Raw genomic sequence first — 14007 nt, 5'->3', positions numbered from 1 at the left:
ATCAAGCTAGACTCGCCCTGTCGGGGCGGACGGTAAATGGAGGTTGCCAGTGACGACCGCGCAGCGTGTAGGCCTGATCGCGAGGGCCATCGCGAGGGCCATCGCGAGTGCCGTTGTGATGGCCCTTGTCGTCCTGATCTCCGGCGTGGCACCGGTTGCGACGGCCGACGGCAAGGTGCCGATGGGCGGTGGGGCGGGCATCGTCGTCAACGGCGACACCTACTGCACACTGACGTCCATCGGCAACGACAACACCGGTGCGCTCATCGGCTTCACCTCCGCGCATTGTGGCGGCCCGGGCGCCCAGGTCGCCTCCGAGGACCGGCCCGCCGACGGCGTGATCGGCACCATGGTCGCCGGCAACGACGGTCTCGACTACGCGGTAATCCGGTTCGACCCCGCCAAGGTGCAGCCCATCTCGAACTACAAGGGCTTCGTCATCGACGGCATCGGGCCCGACCCGACGTTCGGTGAGGTCGCCTGCAAGCTCGGGCGCACCACCGGTTACTCGTGCGGCGTCACCTGGGGACCCGGCCAGGACCCGGGCACGATCGTCAACCAGGTGTGCGGCCAGCCCGGCGATTCCGGTGCACCGGTCACGGTGAACAACAAGCTGGTCGGAATGATCCACGGCGCGTTCAGCGAAGACCTGCCCACCTGCGTCGTCAAGTTCATCCCGCTGCACACGCCCGCGGTGACGATGTCGATCAACGCGATCCTGGGCGACGTCGCGGGCAAGAACCGTCCCGGCACCGGGTTCGTCCCGACAGCCGACGTCGGCTGAATCAGGTCTTGCTGGCCCGGATCGCTTCGAACACCGTCGGATCGACCAGGGTAGACGTGTCGCCCAGTTCGCGGCCCTCGGCGACATCGCGCAGCAACCGTCGCATGATCTTGCCGCTGCGGGTCTTGGGAAGCTCTGGGACAACGTGGATTTCGCGCGGCTTCGCGATCGGGGAGATCTCCTTGGCCACCTCGGCGCGCAACTCCTCGACCATCTGATCGCTGGGCATCTCGGCGTGGTGGGCCTTGAGGATGACGAACGCGCAGATCGCCTGTCCGGTGTGGTCGTCGGTGGCGCCGACAACGGCGGCCTCGGCCACTCCGGCGTGCCCGACGAGTGCGGACTCCACCTCAGCGGTCGAAATCCGGTGCCCTGACACGTTCATCACGTCATCGATACGGCCGAGCACCCACACCTCGCCGTCGCTGCCGTACCGGGCGCCGTCACCGGCGAAGTACCAGCCCTGCTCGCCGAAGCGCGCCCAGTACGTCTCCTTGAAGCGCTCCGGATCGCCCCAGATGCCGCGCAGCATCGACGGCCACGGCTTGTCCAGCACGAGATACCCGGTGACGTGTTCACCGCCATCGACGCTGGGGGCCAACTCATTTCCGTCGTCGTCGACGATCTTGGCCGAGATGCCGGGCAACGCCCGCATCGCCGAACCCGGCTTGCAGTCCGTCACACCCGGCAGCGGCGAGATCATGATCGCGCCGGTCTCGGTCTGCCACCAGGTGTCGACGATCGGCGTCTTGTCGGCACCGAAAACCAGGCGGTACCAACGCCATGCCTCCGGGTTGATCGGCTCGCCGACCGATCCGAGCAACCGCAGGCTGGACAGATCGTGTTCGAATGCGAGTTCACGACCCCACTTCATGAACGTGCGGATCAACGTAGGCGCGGTGTAATAGATTGTCACACCGTATTTTTCGATCACCTGGAAGTGACGGTGCTCATCGGGGGAGGCCGGGGTTCCTTCGTACACGACCTGCGTCGCGCCGTTGGAGAGCGGCCCGTAGACGATGTAGGTGTGACCGGTGACCCAGCCGATATCGGCGGTGCACCAATACACGTCGGTCTGCGGCTTGATGTCGAACACGTTGTAGTGGGTGTACGACGCCTGGGTCAGATAGCCACCCGAGGTGTGCATGATCCCCTTCGGCTTACCCGTGGTGCCGGAGGTGTACAGCAGGAACAGCGGATGCTCGGAGTCGAACGCTGCGGGGGTGTGCTCGGTCGACGCCGAGTCCACGACCTCGTGCCACCACTGGTCGCGGTTCTCGGTCCAGCCGATGTCGATGCCGGTGCGGCGCACCACCAGAACGTGCTGAACAGGGCCATTTTCGGCATCCGTGAGCCCTCGTACCGCCTCGTCGACGGCTTCCTTGAGCGACACCGCCTTTCCGCGCCGGTACTGGCCGTCGGTGGTGATGACGACCTTGGCCTCGGCGTCCTCGACGCGGGCCCGCAGCGCGGCCGCCGAGAAGCCGGCGAAGACCACGCTGTGCATCACACCCAGCCGCGCGCAGGCCAACATCGCCACGATGGCCTCCGGGACCATCGGCATGTAGATGGCCACCCGGTCGCCCGCAGCCAACCCGAGATCGGTCAGCGCGTTGGCGGCCTTGCACACCTCGTCCTTGAGCTGGGCATAGGTCAGCACCCGCGAGTCACCGACCGGTTCACCCTCCCAGTGGATGGCCACCCGGTCGCCGTTACCGGCCTCCACATGCCGGTCGACACAGTTGTAGGCGACGTTGAGCTTGCCGCCGACGAACCATTTCGCGAACGGCGCGTCGGACCAGTCCAGCACCTCGGTGAAGGGTGTCTCCCACGACAGCCGGTTGGCCTGCTCTGCCCAGAACGCCAACCGGTCTGCCTCGGCCTGGTCGTAGAGGGCGGCGGTGGCGTTGGCGGCGGCGGCGAAATCGTCCGACGCCGGGAAACTTGACTGAACTTCGGTGTGCGCCTCGGTCATGTCTGTGAGCGTAGTCACCGAAGGTTGCATCGGAGTTGGCACGTCACAATCGTCGGCGGGCGGTTACTGCCGCGCGCCGAACGGCAGCTGGGGATCGGATAGCGTGACCGAACGTGAGTGATGTCCTGGCCCCGCTGATGACTCTGCCCGGGGTGGCCGACGCCGCCGAGGCCGCCCGGGAAGCGTTGGCGAAGGCGCACCGGCATCGCACCAATCTGCGCAACTGGCCGGTGACCGCGGCCGAGTCGGCCATCCGCGGAGCGCGCTCGTCGTCGGCCCTGGACGGCGGCGCCGTGCAACTGGATGCCTCCGGTACCGAGCCCAACGATCCTGTGTTGGCCGGTGCGCTCCGCGTCGGGCAGGCATTGGAGGGTGGAACCACCAACCTGGTCGGGGTCTGGCAGCGCGCCCCTCTGCAAGCACTGGCGCGGCTGCACGCGCTGGCCGCGGCCGACTTGGTCGACGGGGACCTTCTGGGCCGCCCGCGCCAGAATCCGGAGGTGGCCGCACGGCTGGATCTGGTCACCCGGCTGACGACCGGCGGCAGCTCTGCGCCTGCGCCGGTGCTGGCAGCCGTCGCGCACGGCGAGATGCTCGCGCTGGCGCCGTTCGGGCCGGGGGACGGGGTGGTGGCGCGCGCGGTGTCGCGGCTCGTCACGATGGCCACCGGTCTGGACCCGCACGGGCTGGGGGTGCCCGAGGTGTACTGGATGCGCCGCGCCGATGAGTATCGAGACCGCGCGCGGGCGTTCGCGACGGGCGACCCCTCGGCCGTCGGGGCTTGGCTGCTGATGTCCTGCCAGGCGCTGGAAGACGGTGCGCGAGAGGCGATATCGATCGCGGACGCGGCGGTCAAGTAGACCTGGACAGCGAAGCGGGCGACGATCCGAATCTCTTCGGCTCGCCGCCCGCTAGCACGGTTTCTCGGTTACCAAGCGTGCCAGGTGGGCTGCGTGGGTTGGCCTCGGCGGTCTTGCGATGCGGTTCGTTTACAACCCCACCCAAGGGGTCGTTCTGTACGTCCGCTCTTCGCAATTACGCAGGCCCGCAACACTTCTGCCATATCGCGGCGTGCTCCGCGTGGGTGCCGGGAACCGTGCTGGGCCGCTTGGCTCGGGAGATAGTGCCTTCTCTTCCGGCGCTATCTTGGCCTTGCCAGGCGTCCGTGCCTTCCTTTGTACTCCGTGACCACCGTCACAGCAAGGGGCTAGTCGGCAACGAATTGGACGCGTTTAGAACGACAACCGGCGTAGCACGGAGTACGTCAGTGCGCCGGCGGCCAGCGCGCTGATTCCCAACGCGGCCGTCGTCGCCACCGCCGCGCCCGACGGAGCTGGGATCCTGTCGCGCAACGGCACCGGGCGCAGGAACGTCAGCACCGGCCAGCCCTGCGCGGTGGCTTCCTTGCGCAGCGCGCGGTCGGGATTGACGACGTGCGGGTGACCGACCGACCTCAGCATCGGTAGGTCGGTGATCGAATCGGAGTAGGCGTAGCAGTGCTCGAGGGAGTAACCCTCCAACGCGGCCAGTTCGCGGACGGCCGCGGCTTTTCCCTCGCCGTAACAGTAGAAGGCAACCTCGCCGGTGTACTTCCCGTCCTCGATGACCATCCGGGTGCCCATCGCGTGGGTGGCACCGAGCGCACGCGCGATCGGGGCGACGATCTCCTCACCCGAGGCCGAGACGATCACGACATCGCGCCCGCACAGCCGGTGGTCCGCGATCAGTTCGGCAGCTTCCGCAAAGACCAGGGGGTCGACGATGTCATGAAGCGTCTCGGTGACGATGGCCCGCACCTGTTCGACATCCCAGCCTGCGCTCATCGCGGTGACGTAGGAGCGCATCCGGTCCATCTGGTCGTGATCGGCGCCGGACATCAGGAAGAGGAACTGCGCATAACTCGACTTCAGGACCGCTCGTCGGTTGAGCAGACCCTGATCGAAGAAGGGTTTGCTGAAAGCCAGCGTGCTTGACTTGGCAATCACGGTCTTGTCGAGGTCGAAGAACGCCGCCGTCCGAGAGTTGAGCCCAGTCGCGGGCTCGGGCCGAACGTGGATTAGCTGGTCGGCGGCCGAGGCAGGGTCGGTCACGCTCCTCAGGATAGGCGTGGCTGACGTCCCGGTTCGGGGGCGAGGACAAAGTGGCAGGCCAAGCCACGTGTCGCACCCTGCATTTTCACAGCGAATACATGGTTTCGAAGTGGTAGCAACACTTGCGCGACTCCACATTGTCGTGTGTATAGTGAGTATTACTCGGCTTATGCCGGGTGTGCATCAGCCCGACCCCCCGGGGCTGATACACGACGACCTCCGCCTCCTCCCCCCCTGGCGGGGGTCGTCCCTTTTTCCGACAAAGAATCTCCGGCGATCCCGGCAAACTTGAGAAACGTTGCCGGGATCACTTCTGTGCTGTCTTGGTGCCGGTAGTCACTCCCCAGATCTGCGTTCATCCACAGATCCCTCCATGGCGACTGGCGTCGGCTCCTCGAGCCGCCGACTCTTGCGTGATGAGCAGCAGTCCGGGTGTAGTCCTCGTCCACGTCGGCGACACCGAGTTACGCGAACAGGCCGAGCGGGTCGCGGCCGCGGTGGGTCTGCGCCCGGTGGCGGTTTCTGCGCCGCTCACCCGCAAGGCGTGGTCGGCCGCCGTCGCTGTGATCCTCGACGAGAATGCGGCCAGAGCCTGCGAGCTGGACGGTCTTCCCAGGCGAGACGGGGTGATCCTGGTCTGCCTGACCGACCCGAACGGGCCCGCGTGGGCGGCGGCGATGGCCGTTGGCGCTCAGCGGGTTTGCACACTTCCCGCCCAGGACGCCGAGCTCGTGCGGCATCTCGCTGACGCCGCCGAGGCGGTTCGCGACGGCCCGCGCACGGGGCGGGTGATCGCCGTTACCGGCGGCCGGGGCGGTGCGGGCGCTTCGACGTTCGCGACGGCCCTGGCACAGGCGGCGTCGTCGTCGTTGTTGGTCGATCTCGATCCGTGGGGCGGTGGCATCGACCTCGTGGTCGGAAGCGAGGCGGTGCCAGGGCTGCGCTGGCCCGATCTGAGCCTGCAGGGTGGCCGCTTGGCCTGGTCGGCGGTGCGCGATGCGCTCCCGCGGCACCACGGTGTCAGCGTGTTGTCCGGCGATCGGCAGGGCCGGGAGATGGAGCCCGGGGCGGTCGAGGCGGTAGTCGATGCCGGGCGACGCGGCGGAATTCTGGTGATCTGCGATCTGCCGCGGCGAATGACCGCGGCGGTCACCTGCGCACTGGACAGTGCCGACCTGGTGGTGATGATCACCAGCTGCGATGTCCGGGGCGTCGCGGCGGCCGCGGCCCTGGCGCCGGTGCTGCGCGGGGTCAATCCGAACGTCGGCCTTGTGGTGCGCGGTCCGGCACCGAGTGGATTGCGCGCCGCCGAGGCCGCACAGGTCGCGGATCTGCCACTTCTGGCGGCCATGCGTCCCGAGCCGATGCTGGCCGAGCGCCTGGAGCGGGGTGGCCTGCGGCTGCGACGGCGCTCTCCGCTCGGTGCGGCCGCCCGCTCGGTCCTCGAGATTCTGACGGCCGGTGGGCAGGTGCGGGCGGCATGAACGCGTCGTTGGTCGAACGGGTCCGCGAGCGGCTGGCGGCCGAGTCGTCGTCTTTGCGGCCGGCGGCGGTCGCGGCGGCCATCCGTGCCGAGTCTGGGGGAGTCCTCGGGGACACCGAGGTCCTGACGAACCTGCGGGTCCTGCAGACCGAACTGACCGGCGCCGGGCCCTTGGAGCCGTTGCTGCGCGCACCGGGAACGACCGACGTTCTGGTCACCGCCCCTGACGCGGTGTGGATCGACGACGGCAACGGCCTGCGCCCCGCCTCGGTCCGGTTCACCGACGAAGCCGCAGTGCGCCGGCTGGCGCAGCGGCTCGCCGTGGCCGCCGGGCGACGACTGGACGACGCGCAGCCGTGGGTCGACGGGCAGCTGACCGGCGTTGGCACCGGAGAGTTCTCGGTACGTCTGCACGCCGTGCTGCCCCCGATCGCCGTCGCAGGCACCTGCTTGTCGCTGCGGGTCTTGCGGCCCGCGACCCAGGATCTCGCTGCCCTGATCGCTGCTGGGGCGATCGCGCCGGACGCTGCGGACGTGCTCGCCGGCATCATCGACGCCCGGTTGGCTTTCCTCATCTCCGGGGGGACCGGGGCAGGCAAGACAACGTTATTGGCCGCTGCGCTCGGCGCGGTGGACGGCGGCGAGCGGATAGTGTGCGTCGAGGACGCCCCCGAACTCGCGCCCCGCCACCCCCATCTGGTGCGGCTGGTGGCGCGGGCCGCCAACGTGGAGGGCGCCGGCGAGGTCACGATGCGGCAGCTGGTTCGTCAGGCCCTGCGAATGCGGCCGGACCGGATCGTCGTCGGGGAGGTGCGCGGCGCAGAGGTCGTCGACCTGCTGACCGCTCTGAACACCGGCCACGACGGCGGTGCCGGGACCGTGCATGCCAACAGCCCGGCCGAGGTGCCGGCCCGGCTGGAAGCACTCGCGGCCCTGGGCGGTCTGGGCCGCGCGGCGTTGCACAGCCAACTGGCCGCGGCGGTCCAGGCGGTGGTGCATGTGGGTCGTCGTCGTGACGGCACACGCCGGCTCACCGAGATCGCGGTGCTGTGCCGCGCGGACGGTGGCGGTGTGCATGCGATGACGGCGTGGCATGCCGACCGGGGCTGGCAGGACGGGCGACAACAACTGCAGACACTCATCGACGGGCGGCGATCGTGACCGGAATGCCCTTCGCTGCTGTGCTTTTGGGGCTGGCGGTGCTGGCCGCACCGCCACCTCCGCGGTCCCGGCTGGGACTGACGCCGCAGCGGGCAGGGGTGCGGGTGCCCGCGCTGGTGACGTCTCTTGCGGTCGTCGCGGTGGCGCTGCCGCCGGCGGTGCTGATGGCCTCGGTGGTGCTGGGCGGCACGCTGATCTCCCGCCGGCGCCGTCGACGACGGCGGCGGGACCGCGACGAGGCCGGCCATACGTTGGCGGCGGCGCTGGAGACGCTGGCCGGTGAGTTGCGGGTGGGTGCGCATCCGGTGCGCGCGTTCGCCGTCGCCGCTGGGGAATCCGACGGTGCTGTCGGCACAGCGTTGCGGTCTGTCGCGGCCCGTGCCGGGCTGGGCGCTGACGTCGGAGCCGGACTGCGGGCGCTCGCCGGCTCGACATCCGTTCCCGCGCAATGGGAGCGGCTTGCGGTGTGCTGGCAGCTGGCGGCCGATCACGGACTGGCGATGGCGGCGCTGATCCGAACCGCCCACCGCGACATCGTGGAGCGGCAACGGTTCACCGCGCGGGTCGACGCCGGCCTGGCCGGGGCACGCGCGACCGCGGTGATCCTGGCCGGACTGCCGCTGCTCGGAATCCTGCTCGGCGAGCTGATCGGCGCGCATCCGATCCGCTTTCTCCTCGGCGGCGGTGCGGGCAGCGGGCTGTTGGTCGTGGGTGCGGCGCTGGTCTGCGCGGGGCTGGCGTGGAGTGATCGCATCACCGATCGGCTGCTGGCGTGACCGCGGCCGCAGTGTTGTTGGCCGCCGCCGTGCTACTCGCGCCGGGCCCGCTGCTGGTGCGTCACCGAATAGGGTTGGCCGCCAATGTTTCTGCACCGAACCACCGCAGCATGGTGCGCACTGACCCGTTGGCGACCGCGTCGGCCCTCGACGTGTTCGCGGTATGCCTCGCGGGCGGCATGTCGGTGTCCGCTGCGGCTGCGGCGACGGCACCCTCGGCGCCGGACCGGCTCGGTGCGGTGTTGCGCCGCGCGGCGGATCTGTTGGCGCTGGGCGCGGACCCGGACACCGCCTGGTGCGCGCAGCCCGGCGAGGACGGCGATGCCCTGGCCAGGTTGGCGCGCCGGTCGGCGTCGTCGGGAAGCGCACTGGCACAGGGTGTGGCCGAACTCGCCGAGCAGTCGCGACAAGACGCCGGCCACACCGCGGCGGCGGCCGCCGAACGAGCCTCGGTGCTGATCGCCGGACCGCTGGGACTGTGTTTTCTGCCGGCATTCGTGTGCCTGGGCATCGTGCCGGTGGTGGCCGGCTTGGCCGGTGACGTGTTCGCATCGGGAATTCTGTGACAGTGGCAAGGGAGGAAAACAATTGAGCAACAATGTGTTTCGAGAGCTGAAGTCGCGCATGGTAATGGTGGCGGTCGACGATGCCGGGATGTCGACGGTCGAGTACGCGATCGGCACGATCGCCGCCGCGGCATTCGGCGCGATCCTCTACAGCGTGGTCACCGGCGACTCGATCGTCGGCGCGTTGACCAACATCATCAATCGCGCGCTGAACACGAAGGTCTAACCGGTGACCGCGGTTTCGCCACCGTCGAGGCAGCCCTGGCCATCGCCGCGCTGGTGGTGGTCCTGGTTGTCTGCGCCAGTGGCATCACCGCGGTCGCGATGCAGGTGCGCTGCATCGACGCCGCCCGCGAGGCGGCCCGGTTGGCGGCCCGCGGTGATGAGGCGGGCGCGGACACCGCTGCCCGTTGGGTCGGACCCGCCGGCGCCACAGTGCGAATCCGGCGTGACGGTGGCTTCGTCGTCGCGACGGTCACCGGCAGGTCCCGGCTGCTGCCCGGTGTCGTCATCACCGCCGATGCGGTCGCGGCCAGCGAGCCTGGCGCGTGACGAGCATGGTGTGGCGACCGTGCTGGCGGCGGTGCTCATCGCCACCGTGGCGGCGATCACCGTGGCGGGTGTCCAGGTCGGAAGCGCCGTGGTGGCACGGCATCGCGCTCAGGCCGGCGCGGACATGGCGGCGCTGGCCGCTGCCATGTGGCTGCCCCAGGGACCCGAGACGGCGTGCCGGCAGGCCGCCGCGGTCAGCCGCGCGATGGGCACGGCGCTGAGTGGGTGCGACGTCGACGAACTCGACATCGTCATCCATGTCGATGTCGCGACGGGCCGGCTTCTCGGGAGCCGTGCGCACGCCGCGGCGCGGGCGGGTCCCATCGATGTGGGGTAGCCGCGCACCAGACACGGGCTAGCCGGTGGAGGTGCCCTTGGCGGTGAGCCGGGCGGCGGAGAGTTCCGCCGCGGTGGGCAGACGCAGGGTGATCAGCCCCGCGAAGATGTTCTTGTCCACCTCGACGCGGTTGACGGTGACGTGCATCGGCACCCAGCCGCCGTCCACCCCGGGCAGCCGCAACACCCTGCTGGCGTTACCGGTCGCAAAGTCGTCCGCCATCGGGATGAGCAAGTCGCGGTCGTCGGGGTGGAATTGGACGCTCTGGCGCCAGTCGTAGTGCGGGCACGGATCGTCGAGCCACTTCAACAGCTTCCACGTGTTGAGGTCGACGAGGGCCCGGTGGACGCCCGGCTGCGACAGCCCGTCGAGAATGCGTTGCGCCAGATGGTCGGGTGGCAGCGCGGCCTCGTCGAGGTCGCAGCGCAGGTTCATCGCCCGGGCGACGAGGTGCTCGGTGCCGTCGTCGGCCATCTCCGAAGCGGTGCGTGCCACGAAGCCCGCCCGAATCGTCTCGCCCTGACTATCGGTGAAAGTCCAAGTGGTGCAGTATGTCCGGCCGGGCGCGGCATCGATCGCCAAGGCCAGCACCTTGGCCTCGTCGCGGTTGAAGCTGCGCGACGGCAGATCCTCGGCGAAGGCCCGGCCGTGAGTGGGCTCCTTGGTGGGATCCAGCCCGGCGTTCACCAGTGATTCGACGGTGTCGGTGGCGATCCCGAGAGTCATGTCCCATTTCAGCGGCCCCGGTATCGGCCGCTCCGGCGGCTCCGCGTCAGCGGGACCGATCCAGACATGCACCCCGTGCATCCGACCGTCGGACATCTGGACGGGCTCGGTGCGGATCACCCGGTCGCTCTTCGGGGTGATGCTGGCCAGGGTGTTGCCGGTCGCCACGGTTTCGGCGATGGCGGTCTGGATCGCGGCCAGATGCGGGTTGCGCCGCAAATAAATGGCCAGGGGCACCAAATTCTTCATCTGACGGCCCTGCGCGACGACCACCGGTTCGGTGCCGAGTGTTTCCACCAGCAGCCAGTCGGGCGTCATGAAGGCAGTTTAACGAGAGCAGCTGGGGACCAGCTTGGGGCGGACGGCCGGTATCCGCTGGTGGAAAACAATGAGTTGGTCCGGCAAACCACCGCGATGCCGATTATCTTGCGGCCGCAATCGTGGTTCGGTATTTTTTGGCTACCCGACCTGTCGGGATGGGAACGGATCGCGTTGTCCGGCCGTTCGCCGCGGGCAGTGATGTCAGGCTGTCGCAACTCCTCCACAAGGGTGGGCTGCAGCGCCATCACCGTGGCGCGTGCTTGCATCGTGGGTGTCGACTGTTCGAGGGGTCAGTCGGCACGCCGGTCAGGCACCGCCTGCATTTACCTGTGCCAGAACGAGCTTGAGGACGGCAACAGCACCGGACTTGTCCAGCGGGTCATTCCCGTTGCCGCACTTGGGCGACTGCACGCATGACGGACAGCCCTGCGGGCATTCGCACGCCTCGATCGCGGCCGCGGTGGCACCCAGCCACGTGCCGGCCAGACGATAGCCGCGCTCGGCGAAACCGGCCCCACCCGGATGCCCGTCGTAGACGAAAACCGTGGGCAGGCCGTCGGCGCCGATGGCGGTGGAGACGCCGCCGATATCGCCGCGGTCGCAACTGGCCACCAGCGGCAGCAGCCCGATCGCGGCGTGCTCGGCGGCGTGCAACGAACCCGGTATCCGCAGCTGTTCAATCCCGTTTTCCGCCAGCGCTTCCGGCGTGATCGTGTACATCACCGCGGTGGTCGGCAGACAGTGCTCGGGCATGTCCAGCTCGACGAAGTCGATCACCTCGCCGGACAACCGTCGGCGCAGATAGCCGATCACCCGGTGTGTGACCGACACCGGCACCAGACCCAGTGTCACCGGGCCGTAGTGCACTCGTTCGCCCGTCCCGGTCACCGCGATGTCGGTGATCTCCCTGGCGAATGTGGTGTAGCCGGGATCCTCGGCGTGCACGAACGCCACTCCGTCGGAGAAGCTCAACGAGTCGACGAGGTAGCTCTCACCCTGATGGAGATACACCGCACCGGGGTGAACGGCCGCCGGCGCCTGGCCGGCGTCCGCGCTGCCGAGCATCCGCCCTGTCCCGGCCTCGACGATCGCGATGCTGCCACCGGCCGAACCGCGGATGTCCACCGCCGGATGGGGATCCAGCCCCGCGGCGGGGAAGTACTTGCCGCCGCGCCGGCGCAGCAACCCGTCGTCGACCAGTTCGGCTGCCACCGGCTCGGCCTCCCACTGCCGCACCTCGGCATCTTCCAAGGGCATCTCCGTCGCCGCGCACAGCAGCTGCGGACCGACCACGTAGGGGTTCGTCGGGTCGATGACCACCCGCTCAACCGGCTTGTCCAGCAACGCCTCCGGATGGTGCACCAGGTAGGTGTCCAACGGGTCGTCACGCGCAACGAGCACCACAAGTGCACCCTGGCCGCGCCGTCCCGAACGGCCGGCCTGCTGCCAGAATGACGCCACCGTACCCGGAAAACCCGCCAGCAGAACGGCATCCAGCCCGGCGATATCGATACCCAGCTCGAGTGCATTCGTGGTGGCCACCCCGCGTAATTCGCCATCGGCGAGGGCGCGCTCCAATTCCCGGCGGTCCTCGGCGAGGTACCCGGCCCGATAAGACGCGACGGTGTCGAGCAGCTGCGGGGCGATGTCCTCCAGCCGGGCCCTGGCGCCGAGCGCGATCAGCTCCGCCCCGCGCCGCGACCTGACGAACGTCAACGTCCGGGCCCCCTCAGCAACGAGATCGGCCATCATGCGAGCCGCCTCGGCGCCGGCCGAACGGCGCACCGGCGCACCGTTTTCGCCCGTCATATCGGTACGCAGTTCGGGCTCCCACAGCGCCACCGTGCGCGCGCCGTGCGGTGACCCGTCCTCGGTCACCGCCGTCACGGTCTGCCCGATCAACTCGGCGGCGGTCTCACCGGGGGCTGCGGTGGTCGCGCTGGCGAAGATGACCGTCGGCCCCGGCCCGGACGCCGGGGCATAGCGCTGACACAGCCGCAGCAGGCGTCGTAACACCATGGCCACGTTCGACCCGAAAATGCCCCGGTAGTAATGGCATTCGTCGACGACGATATAACGCAACCCGCGTAGGTAGACCGCCCACCGGGCATGGTTGCGCAGCAACGACAGATGGATCATGTCGGGGTTGGAGAACAACCAGCGCGACCTCTCGCGGGCGAATCTGCGCACCTCGACCGGTGTGTCGCCGTCGTAGGAAGTCGGTGCGACGTCGGCCAGCGCGGCCACCGCGGTGGTCAAAGAATGGGCGGAGCGTAATTGGTCGTGGCCGAGCGCTTTGGTGGGTGACAAATAAAGTGCCCTGGCCCGCGGATCACGCGCCAGCGCATCCATGATCGGTAATTGGAACGCCAGCGACTTGCCCGATGCGGTGCCCGTGCTGATGACGACATGGCGGCCGGCGTGCGCCAGCTCGGCGGCCTGCACCTGATGCGACCACGGCTCGGCGATTCCGTGATCATGGAACGCGCGGAGCACATCTGGATCAGCCCAGGCAGGCCACTTTGCGCCGTTCGCCTGGCGGGCGGGAAGCTCGGCGACGTGAAGCAGCGCAGCCGGCGATGATTCGGCACCTGCGACCGCCGCGTTAAGCAGCTCGCTGCCGAAACTCACCATTTGAAATCAGCCCTTTCTAAAAGCGATCTGCACCCCTGTATCGAATTGTTCATCAGTTAGTAGCACTGAGACTGTCGCAACAGCTCTGGACGTGATTGGATAAGGGCGGTCGCAGCTTCTGTGTTCGTGTGTCAACACTCGCAGGATCGACGTTGCGATCGCGGTTCCTGCGAGGGTTGTAGGTCGGGTGAGTTCCGGCGACTCCACGAAGGATGGCGGTCGGAACGGGCCCGGTCTGCCGAAAACTCGGTCGGCCGCTCCCGGTTGGAAGAGAAGGAAAGTACGAAAGATGCCACAGGGAACTGTGAAGTGGTTCAACGCCGAGAAGGGTTTCGGGTTCATTGCACCCGAGGACGGCTCTGCCGACGTGTTCGTCCACTACACGGAAATTCAGGGGTCGGGCTTCCGCACCCTTGAGGAGAACCAACGGGTCGAGTTCGAGGTCGGTCAGAGCCCCAAGGGCCCACAGGCCACAGGCGTTCGCGCCGTCTGATCAACAACGACATCACGAAACACCCCCGAGTGTCCCGGTGACGGGCATCGGGGGTGCTTTCGTTGGTGGGTGTCCCGCGCCGGGCTCGCCACGCCCGCCGCCAGTGGTA

At 68.5% G+C, this 14007-nt stretch carries 14 protein-coding genes; 10 read left to right on the top strand and 4 right to left on the bottom strand.

Annotated features, from left to right (window positions below; translation table 11 throughout):
• Positions 1-118: 118 nt before the first annotated feature.
• Positions 119-784 (top strand): chymotrypsin family serine protease, encoded by a 666-nt coding sequence (locus D3H54_RS26490; RefSeq protein ID WP_149383757.1) that lies wholly within the window; start codon positions 119-121, stop codon positions 782-784.
• Between the two features lies 1 nt (position 785).
• Here the strand turns inward: D3H54_RS26490 and acs are convergent, their stop codons facing one another.
• Complete coding sequence (acs, locus tag D3H54_RS26485; RefSeq protein ID WP_149382602.1) at positions 786-2759, bottom strand: acetate--CoA ligase; 1974 nt, start codon at positions 2757-2759, stop codon at positions 786-788.
• Between the two features lie 113 nt (positions 2760-2872).
• Here acs and D3H54_RS26480 point away from each other — a divergent pair, with 113 nt between their 5' ends.
• Positions 2873-3619, top strand: a complete 747-nt coding sequence (locus D3H54_RS26480; protein ID WP_149382600.1) for a Fic family protein — start codon at positions 2873-2875, stop codon at positions 3617-3619.
• Between the two features lie 372 nt (positions 3620-3991).
• Here the strand turns inward: D3H54_RS26480 and D3H54_RS26470 are convergent, their stop codons facing one another.
• Positions 3992-4849, bottom strand: coding sequence for an HAD-IB family hydrolase (locus D3H54_RS26470; RefSeq protein ID WP_502707700.1), 858 nt, complete (start codon positions 4847-4849; stop codon positions 3992-3994).
• Positions 4850-5265: 416 nt separating this feature from the next.
• Between D3H54_RS26470 and ssd the strand changes: the two genes are divergently transcribed.
• Genes ssd through D3H54_RS26435 form a run of 7 tightly spaced genes read left to right on the top strand, consistent with a single transcriptional unit; the run spans position 5266 to position 9724 of the window.
• On the top strand, positions 5266-6333 hold the full coding sequence (gene ssd / locus D3H54_RS26465; RefSeq protein WP_149382598.1) for a septum site-determining protein Ssd: 1068 nt from the start codon (positions 5266-5268) through the stop codon (positions 6331-6333).
• The gene (locus D3H54_RS26460) at positions 6330-7493 is read left to right on the top strand and encodes a TadA family conjugal transfer-associated ATPase (RefSeq protein ID WP_149382596.1); all 1164 of its coding nucleotides are present in this window, start codon (positions 6330-6332) and stop codon (positions 7491-7493) included. The genes ssd and D3H54_RS26460 overlap by 4 nt, the downstream gene beginning before the upstream one ends.
• Complete coding sequence (locus tag D3H54_RS26455) at positions 7490-8269, top strand: type II secretion system F family protein (protein WP_286199006.1); 780 nt, start codon at positions 7490-7492, stop codon at positions 8267-8269. Before D3H54_RS26460 ends, D3H54_RS26455 begins: the two co-directional genes overlap by 4 nt.
• Entirely contained in the window at positions 8266-8835 is a 570-nt protein-coding gene (locus tag D3H54_RS26450; RefSeq protein ID WP_210419599.1) for a type II secretion system F family protein, read from the top strand. The genes D3H54_RS26455 and D3H54_RS26450 overlap by 4 nt, the downstream gene beginning before the upstream one ends.
• 58 nt (positions 8836-8893) lie before the next feature.
• Positions 8894-9061 (top strand): DUF4244 domain-containing protein, encoded by a 168-nt coding sequence (locus tag D3H54_RS26445; RefSeq protein WP_149383753.1) that lies wholly within the window; start codon positions 8894-8896, stop codon positions 9059-9061.
• Positions 9062-9096: 35 nt separating this feature from the next.
• Entirely contained in the window at positions 9097-9387 is a 291-nt protein-coding gene (locus D3H54_RS26440) for a TadE family type IV pilus minor pilin (RefSeq protein WP_149382594.1), read from the top strand.
• 10 nt (positions 9388-9397) lie between these two features.
• A complete protein-coding gene (locus tag D3H54_RS26435; RefSeq protein WP_286199005.1) occupies positions 9398-9724 on the top strand; it encodes an Rv3654c family TadE-like protein in 327 nt (108 codons plus the stop codon).
• An 18-nt stretch (positions 9725-9742) separates the two neighbouring features.
• Here D3H54_RS26435 and D3H54_RS26430 read toward each other — a convergent pair whose 3' ends face one another.
• Together D3H54_RS26430 and D3H54_RS26425 are read right to left on the bottom strand one after the other, a co-directional pair.
• Positions 9743-10768, bottom strand: coding sequence for a PAS domain-containing protein (locus D3H54_RS26430; RefSeq protein ID WP_149382590.1), 1026 nt, complete (start codon positions 10766-10768; stop codon positions 9743-9745).
• A gap of 309 nt (positions 10769-11077) precedes the next feature.
• Entirely contained in the window at positions 11078-13405 is a 2328-nt protein-coding gene (locus tag D3H54_RS26425; protein ID WP_149382588.1) for a DEAD/DEAH box helicase, read from the bottom strand.
• Between the two features lie 289 nt (positions 13406-13694).
• Between D3H54_RS26425 and D3H54_RS26420 the strand changes: the two genes are divergently transcribed.
• Positions 13695-13898 carry a cold-shock protein gene (locus D3H54_RS26420; RefSeq protein ID WP_005138711.1) on the top strand — a complete coding sequence of 68 codons (204 nt, stop codon included), beginning with the start codon at positions 13695-13697 and terminating at the stop codon, positions 13896-13898.
• Positions 13899-14007: the final 109 nt, after the last annotated feature.

The sequence above is a fragment of the Mycobacterium sp. ELW1 genome, assembly GCF_008329905.1.
In the GTDB taxonomy this organism is placed as follows: Bacteria; Actinomycetota; Actinomycetes; order Mycobacteriales; family Mycobacteriaceae; genus Mycobacterium.
The sequence above is the reverse complement of the archived record's forward strand: the minus strand, read 5'-3'. Positions and strand labels throughout refer to the sequence as shown.

Excerpts from the sequence above, each read along its gene's own strand:
- acs (WP_149382602.1), bottom strand. The coding sequence starts at position 2,759 with ATGACCGAGGCGCACACCGAAGTTCAGTCAAGTTTCCCGGCGTCGGAC.
- D3H54_RS26430 (WP_149382590.1), bottom strand. The coding sequence starts at position 10,768 with ATGACGCCCGACTGGCTGCTGGTGGAAACACTCGGCACCGAACCGGTG.
- D3H54_RS26445 (WP_149383753.1), top strand. The coding sequence starts at position 8,894 with ATGGTAATGGTGGCGGTCGACGATGCCGGGATGTCGACGGTCGAGTAC.
- D3H54_RS26490 (WP_149383757.1), top strand. The coding sequence starts at position 119 with ATGGCCCTTGTCGTCCTGATCTCCGGCGTGGCACCGGTTGCGACGGCC.
- ssd (WP_149382598.1), top strand. The coding sequence starts at position 5,266 with ATGAGCAGCAGTCCGGGTGTAGTCCTCGTCCACGTCGGCGACACCGAG.
- D3H54_RS26420 (WP_005138711.1), top strand. The coding sequence starts at position 13,695 with ATGCCACAGGGAACTGTGAAGTGGTTCAACGCCGAGAAGGGTTTCGGG.
- D3H54_RS26460 (WP_149382596.1), top strand. The coding sequence starts at position 6,330 with ATGAACGCGTCGTTGGTCGAACGGGTCCGCGAGCGGCTGGCGGCCGAG.
- D3H54_RS26425 (WP_149382588.1), bottom strand. The coding sequence starts at position 13,405 with ATGGTGAGTTTCGGCAGCGAGCTGCTTAACGCGGCGGTCGCAGGTGCC.